Annotated in this window: 21 protein-coding genes and 2 pseudogenes; 8 read left to right on the top strand and 15 right to left on the bottom strand. The window is 57.9% G+C overall.

The annotated features are described in order from the left end of the window. Positions 1 to 3: 3 nt before the first annotated feature. Positions 4 to 2,316 carry an NADP-dependent oxaloacetate-decarboxylating malate dehydrogenase gene (gene maeB / locus EL098_RS05795; protein ID WP_126355395.1) on the bottom strand — a complete coding sequence of 771 codons (2,313 nt, stop codon included), beginning with the start codon at positions 2,314 to 2,316 and terminating at the stop codon, positions 4 to 6. A gap of 256 nt (positions 2,317 to 2,572) precedes the next feature. On the opposite strand from maeB, the pseudogene tal reads away from it, so the two are divergent. After that, positions 2,573 to 3,524, top strand: a pseudogene (tal, locus tag EL098_RS05790) (transaldolase). A gap of 18 nt (positions 3,525 to 3,542) precedes the next feature. Further along, positions 3,543 to 5,537, top strand: coding sequence for a transketolase (gene tkt, locus EL098_RS05785; protein WP_126355394.1), 1,995 nt, complete (start codon positions 3,543 to 3,545; stop codon positions 5,535 to 5,537). A 65-nt stretch (positions 5,538 to 5,602) separates the two neighbouring features. Here the strand turns inward: tkt and EL098_RS05780 are convergent, their stop codons facing one another. From EL098_RS05780 to napF, 9 genes and pseudogenes are all read right to left on the bottom strand, one after another. Beyond that, positions 5,603 to 6,646, bottom strand: coding sequence for a DUF1176 domain-containing protein (locus EL098_RS05780; protein ID WP_126355393.1), 1,044 nt, complete (start codon positions 6,644 to 6,646; stop codon positions 5,603 to 5,605). Positions 6,647 to 6,790: 144 nt separating this feature from the next. Continuing rightward, complete coding sequence (gene nudK, locus EL098_RS05775; protein WP_126355392.1) at positions 6,791 to 7,366, bottom strand: GDP-mannose pyrophosphatase NudK; 576 nt, start codon at positions 7,364 to 7,366, stop codon at positions 6,791 to 6,793. A 536-nt stretch (positions 7,367 to 7,902) separates the two neighbouring features. Continuing rightward, on the bottom strand, positions 7,903 to 8,505 hold the full coding sequence (napC, locus tag EL098_RS05770) for a cytochrome c-type protein NapC (RefSeq protein ID WP_126355391.1): 603 nt from the start codon (positions 8,503 to 8,505) through the stop codon (positions 7,903 to 7,905). Positions 8,506 to 8,508: 3 nt separating this feature from the next. Next, positions 8,509 to 8,958: a nitrate reductase cytochrome c-type subunit gene (napB, locus tag EL098_RS05765; RefSeq protein WP_126355390.1), complete on the bottom strand. Its 450-nt coding sequence runs from the start codon at positions 8,956 to 8,958 to the stop codon at positions 8,509 to 8,511. Continuing rightward, a complete protein-coding gene (gene napH / locus EL098_RS05760; protein WP_126355389.1) occupies positions 8,955 to 9,818 on the bottom strand; it encodes a quinol dehydrogenase ferredoxin subunit NapH in 864 nt (287 codons plus the stop codon). Before napH ends, napB begins: the two co-directional genes overlap by 4 nt. Then, positions 9,805 to 10,500 carry a ferredoxin-type protein NapG gene (gene napG, locus EL098_RS05755; RefSeq protein WP_126355388.1) on the bottom strand — a complete coding sequence of 232 codons (696 nt, stop codon included), beginning with the start codon at positions 10,498 to 10,500 and terminating at the stop codon, positions 9,805 to 9,807. Before napG ends, napH begins: the two co-directional genes overlap by 14 nt. A 6-nt stretch (positions 10,501 to 10,506) precedes the next feature. After that, on the bottom strand, positions 10,507 to 12,993 hold the full coding sequence (gene napA / locus EL098_RS05750; RefSeq protein WP_126355387.1) for a nitrate reductase catalytic subunit NapA: 2,487 nt from the start codon (positions 12,991 to 12,993) through the stop codon (positions 10,507 to 10,509). Further along, the gene (napD, locus tag EL098_RS05745) at positions 12,990 to 13,253 is read right to left on the bottom strand and encodes a chaperone NapD (protein WP_126355386.1); all 264 of its coding nucleotides are present in this window, start codon (positions 13,251 to 13,253) and stop codon (positions 12,990 to 12,992) included. The genes napA and napD overlap by 4 nt, the downstream gene beginning before the upstream one ends. Beyond that, positions 13,243 to 13,735: pseudogene (gene napF, locus EL098_RS05740) on the bottom strand (ferredoxin-type protein NapF). Before napF ends, napD begins: the two are co-directional and overlap by 11 nt. Positions 13,736 to 14,088: 353 nt before the next feature. Here napF and narQ point away from each other — a divergent pair. The 3 genes from narQ to acrD all read left to right on the top strand — a co-directional run bounded on the left by narQ (position 14,089) and on the right by acrD (position 19,723). Further along, the gene (gene narQ / locus EL098_RS05735) at positions 14,089 to 15,798 is read left to right on the top strand and encodes a nitrate/nitrite two-component system sensor histidine kinase NarQ (protein ID WP_126355385.1); all 1,710 of its coding nucleotides are present in this window, start codon (positions 14,089 to 14,091) and stop codon (positions 15,796 to 15,798) included. A gap of 19 nt (positions 15,799 to 15,817) precedes the next feature. After that, positions 15,818 to 16,459 carry a nitrate/nitrite response regulator protein NarP gene (gene narP, locus EL098_RS05730; RefSeq protein WP_126355384.1) on the top strand — a complete coding sequence of 214 codons (642 nt, stop codon included), beginning with the start codon at positions 15,818 to 15,820 and terminating at the stop codon, positions 16,457 to 16,459. Positions 16,460 to 16,612: 153 nt separating this feature from the next. Then, positions 16,613 to 19,723, top strand: coding sequence for a multidrug efflux RND transporter permease AcrD (acrD, locus tag EL098_RS05725; RefSeq protein WP_126355383.1), 3,111 nt, complete (start codon positions 16,613 to 16,615; stop codon positions 19,721 to 19,723). A 115-nt stretch (positions 19,724 to 19,838) separates the two neighbouring features. Here the strand turns inward: acrD and ypfM are convergent, their stop codons facing one another. Then, positions 19,839 to 19,898: a protein YpfM gene (gene ypfM, locus EL098_RS05720; RefSeq protein ID WP_115586383.1), complete on the bottom strand. Its 60-nt coding sequence runs from the start codon at positions 19,896 to 19,898 to the stop codon at positions 19,839 to 19,841. 202 nt (positions 19,899 to 20,100) lie between these two features. Here ypfM and EL098_RS05715 point away from each other — a divergent pair, with 202 nt between their 5' ends. From EL098_RS05715 to EL098_RS05705, 3 genes are read left to right on the top strand one after another with little or no spacing between them, the layout of a single operon-like run. Beyond that, the gene (locus tag EL098_RS05715) at positions 20,101 to 20,457 is read left to right on the top strand and encodes an ArsC family reductase (protein ID WP_126355382.1); all 357 of its coding nucleotides are present in this window, start codon (positions 20,101 to 20,103) and stop codon (positions 20,455 to 20,457) included. Between the two features lie 4 nt (positions 20,458 to 20,461). Next, complete coding sequence (gene dapE / locus EL098_RS05710; RefSeq protein WP_126355381.1) at positions 20,462 to 21,589, top strand: succinyl-diaminopimelate desuccinylase; 1,128 nt, start codon at positions 20,462 to 20,464, stop codon at positions 21,587 to 21,589. 28 nt (positions 21,590 to 21,617) lie between these two features. Next, positions 21,618 to 21,806, top strand: a complete 189-nt coding sequence (locus EL098_RS05705) for a YpfN family protein (protein ID WP_045783420.1) — start codon at positions 21,618 to 21,620, stop codon at positions 21,804 to 21,806. 42 nt (positions 21,807 to 21,848) lie between these two features. On the opposite strand, the gene ypfH is transcribed toward EL098_RS05705, so the two are convergent. The 4 genes from ypfH to purC all read right to left on the bottom strand — a co-directional run bounded on the left by ypfH (position 21,849) and on the right by purC (position 26,383). After that, positions 21,849 to 22,544, bottom strand: a complete 696-nt coding sequence (gene ypfH / locus EL098_RS05700; protein WP_126355380.1) for an esterase — start codon at positions 22,542 to 22,544, stop codon at positions 21,849 to 21,851. A gap of 73 nt (positions 22,545 to 22,617) precedes the next feature. Further along, positions 22,618 to 24,648: a tRNA(Met) cytidine acetyltransferase TmcA gene (locus EL098_RS05695; RefSeq protein WP_126355379.1), complete on the bottom strand. Its 2,031-nt coding sequence runs from the start codon at positions 24,646 to 24,648 to the stop codon at positions 22,618 to 22,620. Positions 24,649 to 24,651: 3 nt separating this feature from the next. Next, on the bottom strand, positions 24,652 to 25,530 hold the full coding sequence (gene ypfJ, locus EL098_RS05690) for a KPN_02809 family neutral zinc metallopeptidase (RefSeq protein WP_126355378.1): 879 nt from the start codon (positions 25,528 to 25,530) through the stop codon (positions 24,652 to 24,654). 139 nt (positions 25,531 to 25,669) lie between these two features. After that, complete coding sequence (gene purC, locus EL098_RS05685) at positions 25,670 to 26,383, bottom strand: phosphoribosylaminoimidazolesuccinocarboxamide synthase (protein ID WP_008460193.1); 714 nt, start codon at positions 26,381 to 26,383, stop codon at positions 25,670 to 25,672. Between the last annotated feature and the right edge of the window lie 44 nt (positions 26,384 to 26,427).

The following is a 26,427-nucleotide window of genomic DNA, read 5'->3' as shown; positions in this document are numbered from 1 at the left end:
ACCTTAACCCTTGCACCCTGTTGCCGGGGTTTCAATCACAGCGGCGCGGTTTTGCGCCTCAACTACCGCCAGCGCCACCATATTCACGATGCGGCGCACCGAGGCAATCGGCGTCAGCACGTGAACCGGCTTCGCCACGCCCATCAGCACCGGCCCAACCGTCACGCCTTCAGAACTTGAAACACGCAGCAGGTTGTAGCTGATGCGCGCGGCCTCCACGTTCGGCATGATCAGAATGTTGGCCGAGCCTTTCAGCGGGCTGTCCGGCATACGTTCATGACGAATGCTTTCGACCAGCGCCGCATCGCCGTGCATCTCACCGTCGATCTCCAGCTCCGGCGCACGCTCGCGAACCAGCTCCAGCGTTTTGCGCATTTTGCAGGCCGCCTTGCTGTTTGATGAGCCGTAGTTGGAGTGAGACAGCAGCGCAACTTTCGGCTCGATGCCGAAGCGGCGCACCGTCTCCGCCGCCAGCAGGGTGATTTCCGTCAGCTCTTCCGGCGTCGGGTCATCGTTCACGTAGGTGTCGGCGATAAAGGTGTTGCCGCTCGGCAGCAACAGCGCGTTCATTGCCCCGGCCGCCTTAACGCCTTCGCGGTAGCCGAACAGCTTTTCCACCACGTCGAAGTGCTCGTGGTATTCGCCAATGGTTCCGCAAATGAGAGCATCCGCCTCACCGCGATGCACCATGATAGCGCCTATCACCGTGGTGTTACTGATCACCGCCCGCTGCGCCTGCTCCTGCGTGATCCCACGGCGTTTCATAATGTTGTAGTACTCATTCCAGTACTCTTTAAAGCGCGGGTCGGATTCGTTGTTCACGATCTCAAAATCTTTGCCCGGCTGAATTTGCAGGCCCAGTTTCTTGATGCGCATTTCGATAACGCTCGGGCGGCCAATCAGGATAGGCTTCGCCAGCCCCAGGGTGATGAGCTCCTGAGTGGCGTGCAGCACGCGAGCCTCTTCCCCTTCGCTCATGACCACTCGCTTCGGCTCTTTACGTGCCTGGGCAAAAATTGGCTTCATAAACAGGTTTGTTTTGTAGACAAACTCCGTCAGTTTTTCGACATAGGCATCAAAATCCTGAATCGGACGCGTGGCCACGCCGGACTCCATCGCCGCTTTGGCGACCGCAGGGGCAATCTTGACGATAAGGCGCGGGTCAAACGGCTTAGGAATGATGTATTCCGGGCCAAAGGTCAGCTCCTGCTCACCGTAGGCGGAGGCGACAACGTCGCTCTGCTCGGCGTGCGCCAGTTCCGCAATCGCATGAACCGCGGCAAGCTTCATCTCTTCGTTAATCGCCGTTGCGCCAACGTCCAGTGCGCCACGGAAGATGAACGGGAAGCACAGCACGTTGTTCACCTGGTTTGGATAGTCCGAACGGCCGGTACAGATGATTGCTTCCGGGCGGACTTCTTTCGCCAGCGGCGGCAAAATTTCAGGTTCCGGGTTAGCCAGCGCCAGAATCAGCGGCGCTTTGCCCATCTTCTTCACCATCTCCTGAGTCAGCACTTTCGGGCCGGAGCAGCCGAGGAAGATATCCGCGCCTTCAATCACGTCGTCCAGCGTCCGCTTACCGCTGTCTTCAACGGCATAGGCGGCCTTGGTTTCCGCCATATTCTCTTCGCGGCCTTTATAGATAACGCCCTTCGAGTCGCAGACTACGATGTTGTGTTTCTGCATGCCCAGCGCGACCAGCAGGTTCATACAGGCAATGGCTGAGGCGCCCGCGCCGGAGACCACCAGCCGCACGTCGGAAATGTTTTTTTCAACGACACGCAGACCGTTAAGCACCGCTGCGGTACAAATGATAGCGGTGCCGTGCTGGTCGTCGTGGAACACGGGAATGTTCATCCGCTCGCGCAGCTTCTGCTCGATATAGAAACATTCCGGCGCTTTGATATCTTCCAGGTTGATGCCGCCAAATGTCGGCTCCAGGGCGGCGACAACGTCGATAAGTTTGTCCGGATCCATCTCGTCAATTTCAATATCGAAAACGTCGATACCGGCGAATTTTTTAAACAGAACGCCCTTCCCCTCCATCACCGGCTTGCCTGCGAGCGCGCCGATATTGCCCAGCCCCAGCACCGCGGTGCCGTTCGAGACGACGCCGACGAGGTTGCCGCGCGCGGTGTACTTGTAGGCGGCCAGAGGATCCTTTTCGATTTCGAGGCAGGGTGCCGCGACGCCCGGTGAGTACGCCAGCGCCAGGTCGCGCTGGGTCGCCAGCGGCTTGGTCGGAGAAACCTGGATTTTCCCCGGGATCGGAAACTCATGAAAATCGAGGGCACTTTGCTTCAGTTGTTCATCCATTGCATCGTTCCTTTTAAGGTCTTCTTTATTGTTGCGTCAGCCACGTAGTATCACGCGGGCAGGCTTCGCAAACTTTGAAGGTAGCCATACTATTAACATTAGGCGCAATTATTGTTAGCTAACTATAGAACCGTTGTTAGCTGCCGCCCCGCCATCGCCGTCCTTCTGCTATGCTTTTGGGTTATGCAAAACACAAATTTTTACGGCGAGCGACACGGAACGCTCAGTTAAGACATGGCTTTTCAAGGAGATAGTAATGAATCAGCTAGACAGCATTAAGCAATACACCACCGTGGTTGCCGACAGCGGTGATATCGACTCTATTCGCCACTACCAGCCTGAAGACGCCACCACTAACCCTTCGCTGTTGTTAAAAGCTGCAGGACTTGAGCAATATCAGTCGCTTATTGACGATGCAATCGCCTATGGCAAGCAGCGCGGCGGCAGCAGAGAGCAGATTGTGGCGGAGGCCAGCGACAAACTGGCGGTTAACTTCGGTGCGGAAATTCTGAAAAGCATTCCGGGCCGCGTTTCTACCGAAGTGGATGCTCGCCTCTCCTATGACAAAGAAAGAAGCATCAGCAAAGCCCGCCGTCTGGTTGAACTGTACGCCGAGCAGGGGCATCGACAAATCCCGCATTCTCATCAAGCTGGCTTCCACCTGGGAAGGGATCCGCGCGGCGGAAGAGCTGCAAAAAGAGGGCATCAACTGCAACCTGACGCTGCTGTTCTCTTTTGCTCAGGCCCGCGCCTGCGCAGAAGCCGGCGTCTTCCTGATCTCCCCGTTTGTGGGGCGTATTTACGACTGGTATCAGGCACGCAAACCGATGGATCCGTACGTCGTTGAAGAGGATCCGGGCGTAAAATCGGTGCGCAATATCTACGACTATTTTAAGCAACATAACTATGAAACCATCGTTATGGGCGCCAGCTTCCGCCGCACCGAGCAAATCCTTGCCCTGGCAGGCTGCGACAGGCTGACCATTGCGCCAAACCTGCTGCAGCAGCTGCAGGAGAGCGAAGAAGAGGTTGTGCGTAAACTGATCCCGTTCTCACAGGGCTTCCGCCGCCCGGCACCGATGAGCGAAGCTGAATTCCGCTGGGAGCATAATCAGGACGCTATGGCCGTCGACAAACTGGCCGAAGGGATCCGCCTGTTCGCCACAGACCAAAGAAAACTCGAAGATCTGCTCGCCGCCAAACTTTAACAAGACCTGGAGTGAAACATGTCATCACGTAAAGAGCTTGCCAACGCCATTCGCGCCCTCAGTATGGATGCGGTCCAGAAAGCCAATTCCGGCCACCCTGGAGCGCCCATGGGCATGGCCGACATTGCCGAAGTGCTGTGGAATGATTTCCTCAGCCACAACCCCTCTAACCCGCACTGGGCCAACCGCGACCGCTTTGTGCTGTCGAACGGCCATGCGTCGATGCTGCTTTACAGCCTGCTGCACCTGAGCGGCTATGACCTGCCGCTGGAGGAGTTGAAAAACTTCCGCCAGCTTCACTCCAAAACGCCTGGACACCCGGAAGTGGGCTACACCCCCGGCGTGGAAACCACCACCGGCCCGCTAGGCCAGGGGTTAGCCAACGCCGTGGGCATGGCAATAGCCGAACGCACGCTGGCCGCCCAGTTTAACCAGCCCGGCCATGACATCGTTGACCACTACACCTACGTGTTTATGGGCGACGGCTGCCTGATGGAGGGGATTTCCCACGAAGTCTCTTCCCTCGCCGGAACGCTGGGCCTCGGCAAGCTGATTGGCTTTTACGACCACAACGGCATTTCCATCGACGGCGAAACCGACGGCTGGTTTACCGACGACACGGCAAAACGCTTCGAGGCCTACCACTGGCACGTCATCCATGAGATAGACGGCCACGACCCGGAAGCGCTGAAAAACGCCATCAAAGAAGCACAAAGCGTGAAGGACAAACCGTCGCTGATAATCTGCCGCACGGTGATTGGTTTTGGTTCGCCAAATAAAGCGGGCAAGGAAGAGGCTCACGGCGCACCGCTCGGTGAAGAGGAAGTTGCCCTGGCGCGTAAGCAGCTTGGCTGGAACTACCCGCCGTTTGAAATTCCAAAAGACGTTTACCAGGCCTGGGATGCCAAAGCAGCCGGTGAAAAAGCCGAGGCGGCCTGGAAAGAGAAGTTCGCCGCCTACGCCAAGGCCCACCCGGCCCTGAGCTCCGAATTTAAGCGCCGCACCGAAGGCAAACTGCCGGAGAACTGGCAGAAGACTGCCTTGCAGTATATCGAACAGCTGCAGGCTAATCCGGATAAGATTGCGACCCGTAAAGCTTCGCAAAATACCCTCAACGCCTTTGGCCCCGCGCTGCCGGAACTGCTCGGTGGTTCAGCCGACCTGGCCCCAAGCAACCTGACCCTCTGGAAAGGTTCGAAGTCGATTAAGGAAGATATCGCCGGGAATTACATCCACTACGGCGTACGCGAGTTCGGTATGACCGCCATCGCCAACGGCATTGCCCTGCACGGCGGCTTTATTCCGTACACCGCCACCTTCCTGATGTTTGTGGAATATGCCCGTAATGCGGCGCGTATGGCGGCGCTGATGAAAGCGCGGCAGATAATGGTATATACCCATGATTCTATCGGCCTTGGGGAAGATGGCCCGACGCACCAGGCCGTCGAGCAGCTTGCCAGCCTGCGCCTGACGCCAAACTTCAGCACATGGCGCCCCTGTGACCAGGTTGAGGCCGCCGTGGCCTGGAAAACCGCGCTCGAACGCCAGACCGGCCCGACGGCGCTGATCCTCTCCCGTCAGAATCTGGCCCAGATGGATCGCACGCCTGAACAGCTGAAGGCCATCAGCCGCGGCGGTTATATCCTGAAGGATAGCGACGGCAAGCCGGATATCATCCTGATAGCCACAGGTTCAGAGGTCGAGATAACCGTCGAGGCCGCTGCTGTCCTGAGTAAAGAGGGGCATAAGGTTCGCGTGGTGTCTATCCCGTCCACCGACGTTTTCGACGCCCAGGATGAAGAGTATCAGGAATCTGTTCTGCCTTATGACGTTCGGGCTCGCGTGGCGGTGGAGGCCGGTATTGCCGATTACTGGTATAAATACGTTGGCCTTAAGGGCGGCATAGTCGGCATGACCACCTTCGGTGAGTCTGCGCCTGCCGGGAAGCTGTTCCCGTTCTTTGGTTTTACGGTAGAGAATATCGTGGCAACGGCGAAAAAAAACGCTGGCTAAAAAATAGCCCCGCCCTTCCAGCCCTCTCCTTTCGGGGAGAGGGATCTCCACCTCATTGAACTAATCTATTTGGTGACCCACAGGGTTGGCCAGCCATCCGCTTTATGCCAGCCGTCGCAGGCGGGCTCTTCCGCATAGCGCACCAGACGAAAACGCTGCCCGTCATAGCGCCAGCGCGTCGCAACGCCGCAATCACCAGCACCGCGTCCCTTTGCCAGCGTGGTTAACTCTTTGGCGTGATCCTCAAATCCGGCGTTCATCAACTCCAGATCGGTGTTGCCGCTGTCCGGCATAAAGGGCAGTCTCAGGCGAATCGCCCTCGCAACAAAAGGTTTCTGCCGCGACACCACCCAGGCCAGATAGACAATGTTATAGGCGCCCGCCTCACAGCTGGTGAGCATCAGCGCTTTATCATCAGTGAGAGAGGAAACACGCACTTCCCGGCGCAGAGGATCAAGCGAACACTGGCTGTTGTTCATCCGCCACGTGCCGTAATCCAGCAGATCGCTAAGCTCATCACGTGAAAGCGGCGCAGGTGCGGCCGAAGGTGCGGTAACCTCTTTCAGCGGCGGGACAGGAGGAACGCTCAGCGAGGGCCCGTCACCTTTCCTAATCCACGCGGTTTCGCTGCCAATACGCTTTTGCTGGCTATCGATAAACAGCAGCGAGGCTTTCAGGCCGCTGAGCGAAATCAGCCCCGCGCCGTCAGCAAGCGTGATTTTATCGCCGTTGGCAATCTCGTTCAGCAGGGCGTTAATGGCCTCTACGCTGTTGGTCATCAGGTGATGAGGAGAGACTTTCCACTCATTGTGCCGGAGCAGAATAGGCTCCCCATCCAGCCTGAGGCGTGGCTCAATGGGCGGGACTTTAACGTCGGTACTCTCCAGATTCCCCAGATCGAGGCGCAGATTAACGTCATTGCGCGCCCCGGCGCCGCGGGAAAGCGTCATCACAAACCCCTGATGCAAACCGGTGTTGCGCGCGCTACAGAAGTTCTGGTTGTTGCAGGTCACCTGCCAGTCGGAAAACTGCTTTTGTGCCGGAGCCGCGAACGCGGTGGTTGCCACCAGCGGCGCGAGCACAAGCAAGGGGAATATCCGATAGAACATTGCAGGCTGACCCTAAGAAACTGAGCGTGAAAAACGCAGGAGGATGCCAGGTATCTTCGGCTCCAGGGACAGCCTGCTCAATCGGATTTGTCGGATAGATTTATCACCATAGTAAAAAACGTAATAAACTGATTTTATGTCACTTTATTCCATCACATTGCGCAACTGTAGCTGTTGCAACAGGATCACCGTCTTACCGTCGCGAATTTCCCCGTTACGCACCATCGCCATCGCCTGGCTGAAGGGGATTTCCAGCACGTCGATATCTTCGTCCTCCACGCCGCCACCGGCCCCTTCGCGTTGCGCATCGCTGTATTCCGCCAGATAGAAATAGACGATTTCGGTCACGCCGCCGGGCGACATATACAGCTCAAAGACTTTCTCAACCTCGCCCACCTGAAAGCCGGTTTCTTCCATTGCCTCTTTGCGGGCGCAGACTTCCGGCTCATCGGCATCCAGCAGCCCGGCGCAGGCTTCGATCAGCATGCCATCCGCATTGCCGTTAACCCAGGTTGCGACGCGGAACTGGCGGGTCAGCACCACGGTTTTCTTTTCACGGCTGTAAAGCAGGATGGTGGCGCCGTTGCCCCGGTCATAAACCTCACGTTTATGACGCACGCTTTCGGCCCCGTCACGAGACAGGTCATAGGTAATATTGCGCAGGATGAAGTAGTTATCAGACAGGACGTTATCTTTGATGACTTCAATACGGAACGACATACGGTCTCCACAAGGCGGTAAGGGAGCCGATAATCATATGCCGTTCTGCGAGCGTTGTCGCGTTACGTTAGGTGTGTTTTTTGGGGTGTTCCGAGTGGGAATATATTAGCCTGCAGTTTTTCCGTTCACCGCAATGGCAGTTATCTATGCTACAACCGTAAACGGTGAACGTGTCAGGAGGATAACGCCATCCCCCTGACAGCCCCGGCGCCCGGCAAGCTCATCGCCGCTGAAGCGATAAACCCACCGGCTATCACCCAAACATTCGGGGTCGTTCGCGGTTCGTTCCCGACGATCGCTCTCTTTCGCTGCTCCCGGCAGCTCAACCCCGCCTGAGTTGGGTCATAACCGGGGGCGATGAGAGCCGGGAACAAGGGCGTAGCGGTGAGACCTGAAGCGACTGTTAGTTTCCGTTTGGCTGCAAATTCAAAGCGAGTCGTTTACCGGTGCGGTAGCTGCATATAAAGCAGGACTGGAAGTGAACGGGACCTTAGCCAATCCTTCATAATCAAGCCTCACCAGGCCACCAGGCTCGATCAAAACCCCGCCTCAACCTCCCGCATATCCGGCAGCTTATGGGCTATCCCTTTGTGGCAGTCAATGCAGGTTTTACCGTCTTTGACCGCCTCATCATGCATTTTGGCCGCCACGGTTTTCTGCGCGGAGAAATCCATATAATCGAAGTTATGGCAGTTCCGACACTCCTGCGAGTTGTTGTTCTTCATGCGCCGCCACTCGTTTTGCGCCATCGCCAGCCGGTGGTCGTCAAACTTTTGCGGGGTATCAATCAGGCCAAACGCTTTGGCGTACAGCTCTTTGCTGGCCTGTATTTTACGGATCATTTTCGGCACCCACTCATGCGGCACATGGCAGTCCGGGCAGGTTGCGCGCACGCCGCTGCGGTTGTTGTAGTGCACCGTGCCCATATACTCTTCATACACGTTATTGCGCATCTCATGGCAGCCAATACAGAACTCTTCGCGGTTGGACATTTCCATGCCGGTGTTAAAACCGCCCCAGAAGAGGATCCCGGCGGCAAAGCCGATAAGCAGCAACGTGCCGAGCGCTAACCGGCTTGGCCTGCGCCACCACTGCCACAGACGCTTAATCATGCCGGGTTTACGAGTTAATTTATCCATAACTTATTTCCCAAACCCTTTGGATGGCACGAAGGTGTTCTCGACAATCGGCGCGGCGTCCGCCTGCGGCACATGGCACTGCAGGCAGAAATAGCGGCGCGGCGCCACGTTCGACAGCACTTTACCGTCGCTGTCTAAAAAGTGCGTTGGGCTAATACGCGGCGCTCCCGTGGCGCGGTAGCTCTCAACGCCGTGGCACTGGAGGCAACGGTTGCTGGTCGTCGTAACCTGATAGCCGTCCACGCTGTGCGGGATCATCGGCGGCTGGTTAACGTAGTTCAGCGCCATACGCTCCTGCTGCTTTGGCATCCGTACGCCCCCTTCCGGCGTCCCGGAGACTTCAGGCGATTGAGTGAGATCTACGCCGTTTGCCGCCCAGAGCGCGCCGCTGACAACCAGAGTTAATGCCGCTCCCCACTGAAACAACGCCTTTATCAGGCCATGGCTTTTCATGATTTAACTCCCGAGCTCCATCGTAGTGTTATTTTGAAAACAGCCTCGGGGCAGACGTCGATGCAGCGACCGCAGTTCAGGCAGTCGCGGCTCGTGACCCGCGCCGGGCTATGCTTATTCAGTACCGGCGCGCGCAGGACTTGCGGCTCCGGGCAAACGTGAAAACAATCCATACAGCGGGTGCAGCGTTCACGCCCGCCGGCGCTGACTTCAAGCGCGCCTTTGCTGCCGACAACGCCATAGAACGCCCCAAGCGGACAGAGATGGCCGCACCAGCCGTGTTCAACCAGCAATAAATCGAAGAGAAACAGCGCGACCAGAAGCCAGACACCTGCCCCAAAGCCAAATACCAGCCCGCGCCCTGCCAGCGAGACCGGGTTAATCCACTCCCAGATAAGCGCCCCGGTCAGCGCGCTGCCCGCCAGCACCGTCGCCAGCAGCAGATAGCGCAGCCAACGCGGCAGTGAAGCTGAGGCGTTAAACCCCGTTTTTCGCCGTAGCCAGGCAGCCAGATCGGTAAGAGGATTCAGCGGACAAACCCATCCGCAAAAAATCCGCTTACCCAGCAGCGCATACCCTGCGACCACCAGCCCTGCGCCGCTCAGCGCCAAAGCCGAAGGTAGATGGCCACTCAGCAGGCTTTGCAGCACCATCAGGGGATCGGTCAGCGGCACGGTGTCCAGCAGCAGGCTGCTGCTGTAATTGCCGTGCAGTACCCAGACGCCGAAAAACGGGCCGCAGAGAAAGACACCTAAAACCGCAGCCTGCGAAAGACGGCGCATCAGCAGCCATTTACGGCTATGCCACCAGCCCTTTTTGGCGGCTGCCTCGCGCCCTGCATCCTGTTTATGGTTTGCCATCCGCAGCCTCCAGCCAGCCAAAACGGTAATGCTTCCCTGACTCGCCTTTTGCCAGCGAGCGCGGCAGCACTTTGATCGCCGCCTGCTCCAGCACGCAGGCCTGCTCACACTTGCCGCAGCCGGTGCAGGCGGCGCTGTGTACCGTCGGTAAAAAAAACGCATGTTTGCCGGTGCGCATATTGCGTGCCAGCTCAAGGGTGATAGCCCGGTCGATGGACGGGCAAACGCGGTAGCAGACGTCGCAGCGCAGCCCTTGATAGTTCAGGCAGTTTTCATGATCCAGCAGAACCGCCAGCCCCATTTGCGCGTCGTCGATTGAGGCGATATCCGCGTCCAGCGCGCCGCTCGGGCAGACTTTGGCGCACGGCACCTCTTCGCACATCTCGCAGGGAACCTCCCGTGCAACAAAGTACGGCGTGCCGGCGGCAAGCCCTGACGCCAGCGTTGCCAGCTTCAGCGTGTCGTAGGGGCAGGCCTGCACGCACTGCCCGCAGCGAATACAGGCCCGTGAAAACGCCGCCTCATCCAGCGCCCCCGGCGGACGTAGCCTTACGCCCTGCGCTCTGGACGTTTGCTGCTGCAAACCCAGCACTACGGCAATGGCCGTCAGCCCCGCCGCCGCTCGCGCAACATCCCGCAAAAAGCGGCGGCGTGCCGGTTGAGAGTTATCAGCGCGGGACACGGCGCGTTACACCTTCGCCAGCTTCACGGCGCACTTCTTGAAGTCCGCCTCTTTAGAAAGCGGATCGGTCGCATCCAGCGTCAGATTATTCACCAGCTGCGCGGCGTCGAAGAACGGCATGTAGACCAGGCCACGAGGAGGCTTGTTACGGCCGCGCGTTTCGACAATCGAGATCACTTCGCCACGGCGAGAAATCAGCTTCACTTTGTCGCCACGACGCAGGCCACGCGCTTGCGCGTCCAGCGGATGTACAAACGCCACGGCTTCCGGGAAGGCGCGATGCAGCTCCGGTACGCGGCGCGTCATGCTGCCGGTGTGCCAGTGCTCAAGAACTCGACCGGTAGAGAGCCACAGGTCGTACTCCTGATCCGGCGCTTCCGCCGCCGGCTCGAACGGCAGCGCGAAGATCACCGCTTTGCCATCCGGCTTGCCGTAAAACTTGTAGCCTTCTCCGGCCTTAACATAAGGATCGTGGCCTTCGCTGTAGCGCCACTGGGTCTCTTTCCCGTTTACCACCGGCCAGCGTAAACCGCGCGCTTTGTGGTAGTCGTCAAACGGGGCGAGGTCATGCCCGTGCCCGCGGCCAAAGCTGGCGTACTCTTCAAAAAGACCTTTTTGCAGGTAGAAGCCCAGCTCACGCGACTCGTCGTTTAGCTGTTCCTCTGCCAGCTCGGTAACAGGGAATTTCCGGACCGCCTCGCTGGCAAACAGCACGTCGAACAGCGTTTTACCCCGGTATTCCGGTTTCTTCTCGAGAAGGTCGGCAGGCCAGACATCTTCTACCCTGAAGCGTTTGGCGAAGGTGACCAGCTGCCAGAGATCGGACTTCGCCTCGCCCGGCGCGCTCACCTGCTGACGCCAGAACTGCGTGCGACGTTCGGCGTTACCATAGGCGCCCTCCTTTTCCACCCACATCGCTGTCGGCAGGATCAGGTCGGCCGTCAGCGCGCTGACGGTCGGGTACGGATCGGAGACGATGATAAAGTTGCGCGGATCGCGCCAGCCCGGCATACGCTCTTCGTTGATATTGGGCCCGGCCTGCATATTGTTGTTGCACATCACCCAGTAAACGTTGAGCTTGCCGTCCTTCAGCGCCCTGTCCTGCGCTACCGCGTGCAAACCAACTTTTGAGGGAATGGTCCCCGCTGGCAGCTGCCATGTTTTTTCGGCGATTTCGCGGTGCTTTTCGTTGGTGACAACCATATCTGCCGGTAAACGGTGCGCGAAGGTACCCACCTCACGCGCGGTGCCGCATGCGGAAGGCTGCCCGGTCAGAGAGAAAGGTCCGCAGCCGGGCCGGGAGATTTTCCCGGTCAGCAGATGCAGGTTATACACCAGGTTGTTGGCCCAGACGCCGCGCGTATGCTGGTTGAAGCCCATCGTCCAGTAGGAGATAACCTTCTTGTTCGGATCGGCATAGAGCTTCGCCAGGGCTTCAAGCTGATCCTTTGGCACACCGCTCATCTCAGCGGTTTTCTCCAGCGTGTACTCGGCGACAAACGCCCTGTACTCGTCGAAGCTCATTGGCTCGGAGGCATCAGAGCCCGGGTTCTTCGCGGCTTTTTCCAGCGGATGCGTCGGGCGCAGGCCGTAGCCAATATCCGTTACACCTCGGCGCAGGTTAACGTGCTGACTGAAGAACGACTCGTTAATCGCGTTGTTCTGGATAATGTAGTTGGCGATGTAGTTCAGGATGACCAGATCGCTTTGCGGCGTGAAGACCATGCCATTGTCCGCCAGCTCAAAGCTGCGGTGCTGGAAGGTCGAAAGTACGGCAACGGTGACGTTCTCATCCGACAGACGGCGGTTGGTGATGCGCGACCAGAGGATCGGGTGCATCTCCGCCATATTGGAGCCCCACAGCACAAGGGCGTCCGCCTGCTCGATGTCGTCATAGCAGCCCATCGGCTCGTCCATGCCGAAGGTACGCATAAAACCGACCACCGCAGATGCCATACAGTGGCGCGCGTTGGGGTCGATGTTGTTAGTACGGAAGCCCGCTTTAAACAGCTTCGCGGCGGCGTAGCCTTCCCACACCGTCCACTGACCTGAGCCGAACATGCCGATGCTGTCCGGCCCTTTCTCTTTCAGGCTGGTTTTGAATTTTTCCTCCATCACGTCGAAGGCTTTTTCCCAGCTGATCGGCTCGAATTCGCCCTCTTTATGGTACTGGCCGTCCTTCATGCGCAGCAGCGGCCGGGTCAGGCGATCTTTTCCGTACATGATTTTGGGCAGAAAGTAGCCCTTAATGCAGTTAAGGCCGCGGTTGACCGGCGCTTCCGGATCGCCCTGGCTTGCGACTACCACGCCGTTTTGGGTGCCCACCAGCACGCCACAACCGGTGCCGCAGAAGCGGCACGGGGCTTTGTCCCATTTGATGGCATCCTGCTTGCCCACCACCGCGCGGGCCACGCCCGGTACGCTAAGGCCCGCCGCCGCGGCAGCTGCGGCAACGGCATTCGCTTTCATAAAGCTACGACGACTGAGTTTCATGGTGCTTCCTCACCTTGTTTATTCTGCTGGTGATAAACCAGCGACACCGCCAGCACGCCGGAGATATTGCGTGCCCGCTCAATTTGTTCGAGCAGCGTGCTGCTCCGGGAGGCCTCGATGACCACCACCAGCTTGCCGCTGTCGGCATCGTCAACCGCAACCTCGCTGCCCGGCAGGGCGTTAATCGCGCCGCGTACGGCAGCAACGTGTTCAGGTTTGGCCTGAACCACCAGGCCGCATACGTGCCAGTCAGTGTGCATCTTGTGGCCTCAGGGTTATGGCAGACGTCGGGCACCCGGCGACGCAGGCGCCGCAGCCGTGACAGGCAGACGAAGAGATCTGTGGACGGGACACGTCCTGCAGAGTGGGTAAAAAAACGAATCGCCCGGGGCGCGCAGGCATCTTCACAGCTGCGGCACTCCACCTGATGACGAGCAAGGCAGGTATCAGCAAGCTGTAAAGCGAGCGACCAGGGCCGGGAAGATTGCGGTGCAAAAAGCGGCTGAGGGCAAGCCTCCGCGCACGCATAGCAGAACGTGCATTCGCCCCGGCTAAAGTCGACTTCAGGATAGCCGCCTGCGCCACGCCGCAGCACCCGACTTTGACAGGCGGTAATGCACAGATCGCAGCGCGTGCAGTCCAGCAGAAAATGCGTTTCTTCGCCGCTCCAGGGAGGACGGATGACAGAGGTAAGGCTGTGCCAGCCACCGGTCAGCAGGCCGCGACGGGTCAGTTTAGCCATGGGGCAAATCCTTGCTTCAAATACCGGGTATCGGGTCGCTACCGGGTTAAAGGTTCTTCTTTTTATCCGCGCACTTACTGCGGTTTTTCTTCCGTGCTTAAAGTATTCGACGAGGGGTTACAAAAGCATCCCCCTAAAGGGGTAAATGCCGTTGTCGGATCAAAGGGGTGACGGGTTAGGCGTAATAAGGCCCCGCCGGTAGATGTAAGAAGAGCGTTATGATGTGGCAAAGCTGAGGTTAAATGAGGCAGCTTTTTTAGCGCCAGGGCAAAAAAGTCGCAGCCTGTCGTTTGCCCACAGGGCAGATTCTGGTAGGTTTCGCCCCACCATATACTTTCAGGGGTTATTGCGCAGTGACTGTTAAACGCTCGGTCTCCACCAGCCTCGCTCGCGCTTTCTTTTCGATTGTCCTGCTGTCGCTGCTCTCGACCGGCATCGCGATGCTGACGCTCGCCAGCAGCCTGAAGGACGCGGAAGCGGTCAATATTGCCGGCTCGCTGCGCATGCAGAGCTACCGTCTTGGTTACGATCTTCAGAGCAACCCGAAAGCAATTTCGGCACATTTGCAGCAGTACCAGCGCTCGCTGGACTCTCCAACCCTGCAGCAGCTCAATCGGTTTTGGGTGCCTGACGAGGTGAAAACACGCTACCACTCGCTGCAGCTTGCCTGGCAGCAAATGCAGAACCATATTCTGAACGAAGATATCGACTGGTATCGCTATAACATCGCGGCCTACGTCCAACAAATCGACCTGTTTGTGCTGGCGCTGCAGCACTACGCCGAGCGAAAAATGATCCAGGTTGTCGTGGCTTCGGTCGTAGGCTTTATGGCAATTTTCACTCTAGTGTTCTTCACTTTGCGCCGCATTCGTCAGCAGGTGGTCGCGCCGCTCAACACGATGGTCGAAGCGAGCAAAGCCATCGAACGCGGCGAGTTTACGCCGCCGGAACTCGATCGCTCACTGCCCAATGAGCTGGGCTCGCTGGCGCAGGCTTTTATCCGCATGGCGGATGAGCTGCAGAAACTCTATCGCTCTTTAGAGCAGCAGGTTGAGCAAAAAACCCTGCGCCTGCAGGAGGCCAACCGTATGCTGGAGGTGCTTTACAGCTGCTCGCAGGCGCTAAACGTCAGTACCATCAACCGCGACTGCTTCGCGCAGATTTTAAACATTATTCATCAGCACGAGGCGGTTGGCGCGCTGGAAATGCAGGTCGGTGAAAACTGGTGCCTGACGGAGGGGACGCCGCTGCCGGAGGCCAGATGGAACACCCTGCCGCTGGTTCAGCAGGACAGCGCTTTCGGCACGCTGCGCTGGCAGTCTACGGGCGAGGAGCCCTCCCCCCCATTAATGAAAAGCGTTGCCACCATGCTGGGGCGAGGCGTCTACTTTAGCCAGGCGCAGAAGCACTACCAGCAGCTGCTGCTGATGGAAGAGCGAGCCACCATTGCCCGCGAACTGCACGACTCTCTGGCTCAGGTTCTCTCCTATCTGCGCATTCAGCTCACGCTGCTTAAGCGTGCGGTGCCGGAAGAGAATCTGCCCGCACAGCGCATTGTCGACGATTTTTCCCAGGCGTTAAACGACGCCTACCGCCAGCTCCGCGAACTGCTCACTACCTTCCGCCTGACGCTGCAGCAGGCCGATCTTCCGGCGGCGCTGCAGGAATTGCTGGCGCCGCTGCGCGAGCAAACCCAGGCAGAGATCGCGCTGGAATGCAGCATGCCCACTCAGGCACTGGATGCTTCTCAGCAAATTCATCTGCTGCAAATCATCCGCGAAGCGGTGCTCAACGCCATTAAACACGCGAATGCGGGCAGGATTGAGATCGTTTGTCGTTCGGCGCCGGGCGGCAAGCATTATGCCTCGGTATTTGATAACGGAGACGGTATCGCCAGCCTCGAAGAGCCTGAAGGGCACTACGGACTGAATATCATGCACGAACGCGCAGGACGCCTTGGCGGAGAACTAAAAATATCTCTTCCGCCGCAGGGCGGCACGCTTGTGGAGGTCCATTTCACCTCCACTCCCCCGGCCGATGCCGGCGACCATAACAATAATTAACTTGATTCAGGAGTCAGCAATGTCAGAGAAAACGGTACACCAGGTTTTAATCGTCGACGATCATCCGCTGATGAGGCGTGGGATCCGCCAGCTCCTCGAGCTGGACAGCGCTTTTTCTGTCGTGGGCGAAGCCAGCAGTGGAGCCGAAGCCATCAGTTTAGCTAACCGGCTGTCGCCGGATCTCATTCTGCTGGACCTTAATATGAAAGGACTTAGCGGCCTGGATACGCTCAACGCTCTACGCCGGGACGGCATCAGCGCCCGAGTGGTGATACTCACCGTTTCCGACGCCCGCAGCGATATCTTTACGCTGATTGATGCCGGAGCAGATGGCTACCTGCTGAAAGACAGCGATCCGGACGTTCTGCTGCAGCAAATTCACCAGTGTCTGAAGGGGGAAAAGGCGTTCAGCGAACAGGTTCGCGAGTACCTGACTCACCGCGGCAGCGAGCGGCAGAGCGGCGATCCCTTTGCTATCCTCACTGAGCGTGAACTTGACGTGCTGTCAGAGGTGGCTCGCGGCCTGTCGAACAAACAAATCGCCAGCGGCCTGCATATTTCAGAGGAGACGGTAAAAGTGCACATCCGTAACCTGCTTCGTAAGCTGCAGGTCAGATCGCGCGTGGCGGCAACCGTGCTTTTTCTGGAAAGAAGGAGTTAAAACTACCCCATAGAGGGTACAGTTACAAATCCTGCCAATTACAAAGGTAATTTACACCATCTCCTAAATTTCTCCACGTTTGACTACGCGGTTAAAGCTACAGTGGTGCGGTTATTGATAACAATTAGAAGCTTTTAAAGAGGTCCTGACCGCATGGCGAATTTTTTCATTTCTCGCCCCATTTTTGCCTGGGTATTGGCAATCTTGCTTTGCCTGACCGGGGCATTGGCTATTTTTTCCCTTCCCGTCGAGCAATACCCCGACCTCGCGCCGCCAAACGTGAGGATCACCGCCAACTACCCTGGCGCTTCCGCGCAAACCCTGGAGAACACGGTCACCCAGGTGATCGAACAAAGCATGACCGGGCTGGACAACATGATGTACATGTCCTCCCAGAGCAGCAGCGCCGGTCAGGCAACCATTACCCTGAGCTTTAAGGCCGGCACCGATCCAGACTCGGCGGTTCAGCAGGTACAAAATCAGCTGCAGTCAGCGGTGCGAAAGCTGCCGCAGGATGTACAGACCCAGGGCGTCACGGTGAATAAAACCGGCGACACCAATATCCTGATGGTGGCCTTTGTCTCCACCGACGGCAGCATGGATAAGCAGGATATCGCCGACTACGTTGCCAGTAACGTGCAGGACCCGATGAGCCGCGTCAACGGCGTTGGCAGCGTGGATGCCTACGGCTCGCAGTACTCCATGCGCATCTGGCTGGATCCTAACAAGCTCATTAATTATCAGATGACGACCCAGGACGTGGTCACCGCCATCAAATCCCAGAATGCGCAAATTGCCGTCGGTCAGCTTGGCGGCACCCCGGCGCTGGACAAACAGGCGCTAAACGCCACCATCAACGCCCAGTCGCTGCTGCAAACGCCGCAGCAGTTTAAAGACATTACCCTGAGGGTGAATCAGGACGGTTCGCTGGTCACACTCGGCGACGTCGCTGACGTTGAGATGGGAGCGGAAAAGTACGATTTTCTGAGCACCTATAACGGCCAGGCCGCTTCCGGGCTGGGGATTAAGCTTGCCTCCGGCGCCAACGAGATGGAAACCGACAAGCTGGCTCGCGCCAAAATTGCCGAGCTATCGCAGTTCTTCCCTCACGGCCTTGAAGCGAAAATCGCCTACGAAACCTCACCGTTCGTGAAAGCCTCGATTACCGACGTGGTGAAAACGCTGCTGGAAGCGATTCTGCTGGTGTTCCTGGTGATGTACCTGTTCATGCAAAACTTCCGCGCCACGCTGATCCCAACCATTGCGGTGCCGGTAGTACTGCTCGGCACCTTCGCCGTGCTTTATGTCTTCGGCTACAGCATTAACACGTTAACGATGTTCGCGACCGTGCTGGCCATCGGCCTGCTGGTGGATGACGCCATCGTGGTGGTAGAAAACGTCGAGCGTATTATGAGCGAGGAAGGCCTCTCTCCCCGGGAGGCCACCCGCAAATCGATGGGCCAAATTCAGGGGGCGCTGGTCGGTATTGCCATGGTGCTGTCCGCCGTGTTTGTGCCAATGGCCTTCTTCGGCGGCACCACCGGCGCGATTTACCGCCAGTTCTCGGTCACTATTGTTGCCGCCATGGTGCTCTCGGTTCTGGTGGCGATGATCCTCACGCCGGCCCTGTGTGCCACCATTCTTAAGCCGCTACACAAAGGCGAACATCACGGCCAGAAAGGCTTCTTCGGCTGGTTCAACCGCACCTTTAACCGCAGCGCCGAACGCTACGAAAATGGCGTGGCCCGAATCCTTGCCCACAGCCTGCGCTGGATGCTGATTTACGCCCTGCTGCTCGGCGGCATGGTGTTCCTGTTCCTCAAGCTGCCCACCTCATTCCTGCCGCAGGAAGATCGGGGCGTGTTTACCACTTCCGTGCAGCTTCCCAGCGGTGCAACGCAGCAGCAGACAACAAAAGTGGTGCAGCAGGTTGAGCACTATTACCTGACCAAAGAGAAAGATAACGTCGTTTCGGTCTTCTCCACCATCGGCGCCGGGCCGGGCGGGAACGGGCAAAACGTCGCGCGTATGTTTATCCGCCTGAAGGACTGGGACGAGCGCAGCGCGGACGGCAGTTCGTTTGCCATTATCGAGCGCGCAACCAAAGCGTTTAACAAAATCAAAGAGGCACGCGTTATTGCCAGCAGCCCACCGGCGATCAACGGCCTGGGCAACGCGGCGGGCTTTGATATGGAACTGCAGGATCACGGCGGAGCCGGGCACGATGCGCTAATGCAGGCGCGTGACCAGCTGCTGGAAATGGCCAGCAACGATCCACAGCTCACCCGCGTACGCCACAACGGCCTCGACGACAGCCCGCAGCTACAAATTGATATCGACCAGCGTAAAGCTCAGGCGCTGGGTGTCTCCATTGACGATATCAACAACACCCTGCAAACCGCCTGGGGCTCAAGCTACGTGAACGACTTTATGGATCGCGGACGGGTGAAAAAGGTTTATGTCCAGGCCGAAGCCAAATACCGTATGCTGCCGGACGACATCAACAGCTGGTACGTGCGGAACAAAAGCGGCGGTATGGTGCCGTTCTCCGCCTTTGCGACCTCCCGCTGGGAAACAGGGTCACCGCGCCTTGAGCGCTACAACGGCTATTCCGCGCTGGAGATTGTGGGTGAAGCTGCACCGGGATTAAGTACCGGCACCGCAATGGACATTATGGAACAGCTGGTCAGCAAGCTGCCAAACGGCTTTGGCCTTGAGTGGACGGGGATGTCCTATCAGGAACGCCTGTCGGGCGCGCAGGCGCCTGCGCTTTATGCCATCTCGCTGCTGGTGGTCTTCCTCTGCCTTGCCGCGCTGTACGAGAGCTGGTCGGTGCCGTTCTCCGTTATGCTCGTCGTGCCGCTTGGGGTGATAGGTGCGCTGTTCGCCACCTGGATGCGCGGCCTGGAGAACGACGTTTACTTCCAGGTTGGTCTGCTGACGGTCATTGGGCTTTCGGCGAAGAACGCCATTCTGATCGTCGAATTTGCCAACGATCTGAATGCAAAAGGCAAGGAGCTGGTGGCCGCTACGCTTGAGGCCTGTCGCCAGCGCCTGCGCCCAATCCTGATGACTTCCCTGGCGTTTATTTTCGGCGTATTGCCGATGGCCACCAGCACCGGGGCAGGTTCCGGCAGCCAGCATGCGGTAGGCACCGGCGTCATGGGCGGGATGATCTCCGCCACCGTGCTGGCCATCTTCTTTGTGCCGCTGTTCTTTATGCTGGTGCGCAGGCGCTTCCCGCTGAAAGAGCCACACGACTAAGCTTCTCTCTGCTTCAGCCACAAAAAAAGCGACCTTTAAAGGTCGCTTTTTTATTGGATGTTCGCTGAGTATTCAGTACCAGAATATCGCGCCGTTGCTTTTTATGCCGGAACGCTTATTTGCGCAACATATCTTCGATGAAGTCTTTCCACTGCCCTAATTCGTGCTCGATCATAACCGCCTCTCTTGAAGTTGGCGCAATTATACGCAGATATATCCTCCGATTGAACCCTTTTTGAGCGACCAAGTGTTGAGCATCTTCACAAATATATTGTTAGCAGAATAACGATTTAGCGCGGAATCATGGTCGATAATTCCCCTCACCTGCGGCAAAATGGTCTCACTCAGAAAAAAGTAAAACGGGACCGACCGCCACCATGATCACCATGTACGGCATTAAAAACTGCGACACCATCAAAAAGGCGCGCCGCTTTCTGGAAGCTCAGGGCGTTGACTACCAGTTTCACGACTACCGCGCTGATGGCCTGGACGCCGCGCTGCTTAACAGCTTTATCGCAGAGCTCGGCTGGGAAGCGCTGCTGAATACGCGTGGAACCACCTGGCGCAAGCTGGACGAAGCGCATCGCGCATCCATCAATAACGCACAAAGCGCGGCGGCGCTGATGCTGGAGATGCCGGCAATCATCAAACGCCCATTGCTCTGCGCGCCCGGTCAGCCTATGCTGCTGGGTTTCAACGAAACTCACTATCAGCAGTTTATCAACGAGGTATAGTCTTATGTCCTGCCCGGTTATTGAGCTGACGCAACAGCTTATTCGTCGTCCTTCCCTGAGCCCGGATGATGCCGGTTGTCAGGCGCTGCTGATTGAACGCCTGCGCGCCATTGGTTTTACCGTTGAACATATGGATTTTGGCGATACCCAGAACTTCTGGGCCTGGCGTGGGCAGGGCGAAACGCTGGCGTTTGCCGGGCATACCGACGTTGTGCCGTCGGGCGATGCCGACCGCTGGATCAACCCGCCGTTTGAACCCACCATTCGCGACGGCATGCTGTTTGGCCGCGGCGCGGCAGACATGAAAGGTTCACTGGCCGCGATGGTGGTGGCCGCCGAGCGTTTTGTCGCCCAGCATCCTGACCATAAAGGCCGTCTGGCGTTTCTGATCACTTCCGATGAAGAAGCCAGCGCGACCAATGGCACCGTTAAGGTCGTTGAAGCGCTGATGGCGCGCCACGAGCGCCTGGACTACTGCCTGGTGGGCGAGCCGTCCAGCACCGAAGTCGTCGGCGACGTGGTGAAAAATGGCCGTCGTGGCTCCCTGACCTGCAACCTGACCCTTCACGGTGTCCAGGGCCACGTTGCCTACCCGCATCTGGCGGACAACCCGGTTCACCGCGCAGCGCCAATGATCGCCGAACTGGTGAACATTGAATGGGATAAAGGTAACGAGTTCTTCCCCGCTACCAGCATGCAGATCGCCAACGTGAAGGCCGGTACCGGCAGCAACAACGTTATCCCTGGCGACATGTTCGTGCAGTTTAACTTCCGCTTCAGTACCGAGCTGACTGATGAAGATATTAAGCAGCGTGTTGTCGCCCTGCTGGAGAAACACGATCTGCGCTATACCGTCGAGTGGTGGCTCTCCGGCCAGCCGTTCCTGACGTCTCGCGGTAAGCTGGTGGATGCGGTAGTGAATGCCGTTGAGCACTATAATGAGATCAAACCGCAGCTGTTAACCACGGGCGGTACATCTGACGGGCGCTTTATCGCGCGCATGGGGGCTCAGGTTGTTGAGCTGGGGCCGGTGAATGCCACCATTCATAAAATCAATGAATGCGTCAACGCCGCCGACCTGCAGCTGCTGGCCCGGATGTATCAGCGCATTATGGAACAGCTTGTCGCCTGACGGGCAGTCAACTGAACGAGGTATCAGCATGGAATGGCTATCGCATTACTGGTGGATTATCGTCCTGGTGTTATTGCTGGGGATTTTTATTAACGTCATTAAAGACCTGAGCCGGATAGATCCGAAGAAGTACATGGCGGACAAACCTGAACTTCCACCGCATCGTGATTTTAACGATAAGTGGGATGACGAGGACGACTGGCCGAAGAAGAAATAGCACTATGCCTCACTCCGGGCGATGCCGGAGTGAGGCGAATATTTACAGCAGCTCTATCAGGTCATCATCTTTCGGTGCCGCGCCGCCGCTCAAAGCCTCATCAAAATAGTGCTTCGGCACGGTATAACGCAGATGATCCAGTGCCGCCTTCATGCTGCGGTCGTCAATCGCGTGGCCCAGATCGTCAATCAGATCCAGCGTAACGTCTCCGCCCAGGCTGAGTAATTTCTCCGCGGCATCCACGGAATGCGTCGCGTGGATCACTTTGTCGTTATCGCCATGGATCAGGTGAATCGTGGTGCTGGTGGACGCCTGCTGCGGCAGCTCCGCATAACGTCCGCTAAAAGCGATTACCCGCGCCGCAAGGCCTGGCTGAGCTTTAATACTTTCCAGCGCCATGATAGCCCCCTGCGAAAAGCCGACAAGCGCCGTTGCCGTTGGCGGCACGCCGCTTTGCTGCTGCCAGTGGCGCACAGCTTCAATAAAGGCTGGCATTACGGCATCCACCCGCTGCTGGCGATTTTCTTCCGTTATTCCCGCAACGGAAAACCATTCACGGCCAGCGCCGCTTTGGGCCGGGCCGCTCAGGCTCACCACGAGTGCGTCGGGAAACTCAGGAGCAAACCAGCTACCTATCTCGCCCATTGCTTTCGCCGTGTCGCCCACGCCGTGGAACAGCAGAATCAGCTGACTGGCTGGCGCGACGGGACTCTGGACAACAAAATGGTCATGTTTCATGGTTTTCTCCTGGGTTGATGGAGACAACTATACGCCGCTGCATGGAGATGACCATGCCGTTTCATTGAACAAGTTAGTGGAATTTTTGCAATTGCAAAATGCCGTTGTGCAGCACCTCTGCCCTTGCCTTATCAAGGTGTTCCAGCGCGCTTCGAGCTTCCTCACGCATCAGCGCAAGCAACGCTTTTTTGCCTGAAAGCCCCAGCCGCTGGCTAAGTCCCTCACTGCTTTCACGCCGCTCAAGGCGGCCCCGCAGGGCCTGAAGCGGTAAACCGCTCGCCAGCAGAAGTCGATTCAACGCCCCGAGGCACGCTTCAAGCGGGCGATGCGCAAAGGCAAAACCGGACAGCTCCTGCCAGTCTTCCGGCAAGAGTTTTTGTGGGCAATCCCCGGTCAGAGGCAAGGACAATTCCAGCCAGGCTCTCTGCCATGGCCAGTCCCGCCGTAGCCGCTGCTGCTCATTGTTTGTCAGCGCATGTCCTTCCGGCGTCAGCGGCAAAAGCGCCATAGCGCTGTAGCAGCCGCTGCTGGCTTCTTTATGGCTGCCGATTCGCACCAGCTTAAACCCGCAGCGCTGCCAGAAGCGCCACAGCTCTTCGGTATAGCCAAAGCTGACTGAGAGATAGTCATAGCGATGCTCCGCAGCCTGCTGAGCTTGCTTTATCATGCTGGCGCCAATATGTTCACGCTGCCGTTGCGGATGAACGGCAATGCGGCTGATGCGCAGCCCGCGCAGCGTAGCGGCAAGCGGGCTTCCTCCGTGCGCCGCCAGCGACTGCGCAACCAGATTGCCTCTGGGACGACGAAACCCGGCCCACACGTTACGGCTCAGGCTTTCATCGAGCCCCCCCTCCTCAACCATCCACAATGCGCCTGCGCACTGCCCTTCCGTGCTGGCCGCGATAAAATGCTGACCGGGAGCGTCAAGCATTCGCCTCCAGTCGAGCGGCGAAGTACGGTAATGTGCGCCGGAGAGCAGCCGGTACATCTGCTGCAGCTGGCCAGGTTTTCGCGACCAGTCCGCCTGCTCAACAACCTGCAACTCGGGATCGCCTTGCGGGAATGACTCAAGATCCGGCTCATCGAACAGCAGGATCCGGTCAACAACCTGCTCCAGCGGATCGTTTTGCGCCCAGCGGATCGGCGTATTGAGCGTGAAACGCCTGAGGGACGGTAACGCTGCGCAAAACTTCAGTAAAAAACCACGTCCCGTTCCCTCATAGCCCTGCACCGTTGTGGTCAGCAAAACGCATGGAAAGCGTTCTGTCAGCTGGCGTAGCAACGGGGCCGGAATAGCCGCCGCCTCGTCAACAATCAGCCAGTCATATGCGGGCAATTCACGCTCTGCGGCCAGCGCGTCCGGAGCCATAAACTGGAAGGCTTCACCGGCATAGCCTGCCAGTACATCGGTTGCGGCCTTTGCCGGGGCGGTGACCAGACAGGAGCCGGAGATCCTATTGGCTAACATCCCGGCCAGCGCGGACTTGCCCCGGCCTCTTGCCGCCGTCACCACCGCAACGCCCTGCTGCATATCCGCCAGCTCGGCCAGAATGGCGGCCTGCTCCTGCTCTGGTGCACCGCTGGCTGGCTGCCAGCCAGGACGAAAAGCAAAAGGATTCAGGGTGAAGGGCTTATGCTGCTGCCATAGCATGGATTCAGGGTCCTGCCGTATGCAGCGCTGTAGATGGGAAACAAAGTGAGGCGTGGGGATAGCCTGCGGGGCATCACTCCAGCGGCTGGAATCTTCATCGGGGAGCGCAGGCCAGCGCGGCCAGTCCGGCGTCAACAGCAGAAGCCAGCTGCCCGCTTTAAGCATGCCGGAGAGCGCCGCAAGCGCGGCAGCATCGAGCCCTGACCGGGCATCGAATACCGCGTGCTGAAACTCGCGCCCCAGCATGCTGCGCACCGCCGAGGGCGCACAGTGAAAGGGCAGCTCGGGCGAAGCGCCAACCCACAGCCAGTCTCCGGGCAAATGAGTAGACAGCATTTGAACCTGCTGACTGCTCCATTCACTTTCGCCGGCCAGCACCATCAGCCGGCGAATGCCCGTTTGCTGCATCTGCGCCGTCGCCTGCTGCAGCTGCTCTGTCGTCCCTGCGGTCATAGATTAACGGAGCGCATTGCCAAAGGTGTTGCACTGGGACGGATCGCCGCTGTCGAAGCCACGTTTAAACCAGGTGTAGCGCTGCTCGGAAGTGCCGTGGGTAAAGCTGTCCGGCACCACGCGCCCCTGGCTCTGCTGCTGCAGACGATCGTCACCGATAGCTTCGGCAGCGTTGAGCGCTTGCTGCAGGTCGCCCGCATCCAGTACCTGCTGTTTCTGCATGCTGTTACCCCAGACGCCGGCGAAGCAGTCGGCCTGAAGCTCCATCTTCACCGACAGGCGATTGCCTTCGGCCTGAGAAGCATTCTGCTGCAGCTGGCGTACTTTCGGCTCAATGCCCAACAGCTTCTGTACATGGTGACCCACTTCATGGGCAATGACGTAGCCCTGAGCAAAGTCGCCGCCTGCGCCGAGCTTATTGCGCATATCGTCGTAGAAAGAGAGGTCGATATAGACGGTGCTGTCCGCCGGGCAATAGAACGGCCCCATCACGGACTGCCCGGTGCCGCAGCCGGTACGCGTCGCCCCGCGATACATCACCAGTTTAGGCTGCTGATAGGTGCGCCCCATTTTCTGGAAAATTTCACCCCAGGTATCTTCCGTTGTTGCCAGAATGACCGAGGTAAATTTAGCGGCCTCGTCGTCTTTCGGACTAACAGAGCGCTGCTGCGAAGAGTGCTGAGAAACCGGCGGCTCACCGGACAAGAAGGAGGTAAGATCGACGCCGTAATAGCTTGCCACGATGACCACGACAAGCAGCACCAGGCCACCTTTTCCCCGAGGGATGCGGAAACCGCCGCCGCCCATGCTCATGCCAGGGCCGGAGGCATCATTGCGCCTGTCCTCTACGTTGTCGCTCTCGCGACGTCCTTGCCAACGCATACGCTCATCCTCATTAACAATCACAACATGTAATGGATAGATCGTAGGTGGTTACCGGCAGGATTACCATAAGAACAGACAGCGAAAAAACAGGGTGCGCAAAAACGCACCCCATTGCGCAACGTAAACGATTGCGTGGTTAGTCTAATTTTACGCCGAGACGGTGAGCAACTTCCTCGTACGCTTCAATCAGGCCACCCAGGCTCTGGCGGAAACGGTCTTTGTCCATCTTATCAAGCGTTTGTTTGTCCCACAGGCGGCTACCGTCCGGTGAAAACTCATCGCCCAGCACCACTTCGCCTTTGAACAGGCCAAACTCCAGCTTGAAGTCCACGAGGATCAGGCCAGCGTCATCAAACAGCTTGCTCAGCACGTCGTTAGCTTTGTAGCTCAGCTCGCGCATGCGGGCCAGATTCTCTTTGCTCACCCAGCCAAAGGTTTCGCAGTAAGATTCATTGACCATCGGGTCGTGCATGGCGTCGTTCTTCAGGAACAGGTCGAACAGCGGTGGGTTCAGCTCGATACCTTCTTCGATGCCGAGGCGCTTGACCAGAGAACCCGCGGCGCGGTTACGAATCACGCACTCCACCGGCACCATGTCGAGCTTCTTCACCAGCACTTCGTTGTCAGAAAGCAGCGCTTCCATCTGGGTCGGAATCCCCGCCTCTTCCAGCTTGGCCATAATGAAATGGTTAAACTTGTTGTTTACCATGCCCTTACGGTCGAACTGCTCGATGCGTGCACCGTCACCTGCTGACGTATCGTTACGGAATTCGAGCACCAACAGATCCGGGTTTTCCGTACTGTAAACGGTCTTCGCTTTGCCGCGATACAACTCAGCTTGCTTTTGCATCTTTCTTACTCCAGGTATAGCGATCGCTTGCGCAATCGGAGGGG

It is taken from the genome of Cedecea lapagei (genome assembly GCF_900635955.1).
Lineage (GTDB): Bacteria > Pseudomonadota > Gammaproteobacteria > Enterobacterales > Enterobacteriaceae > Cedecea > Cedecea lapagei.
Note: the sequence above shows the minus strand (reverse complement) of the source record. Positions and strands in the feature narration are given on the sequence as shown.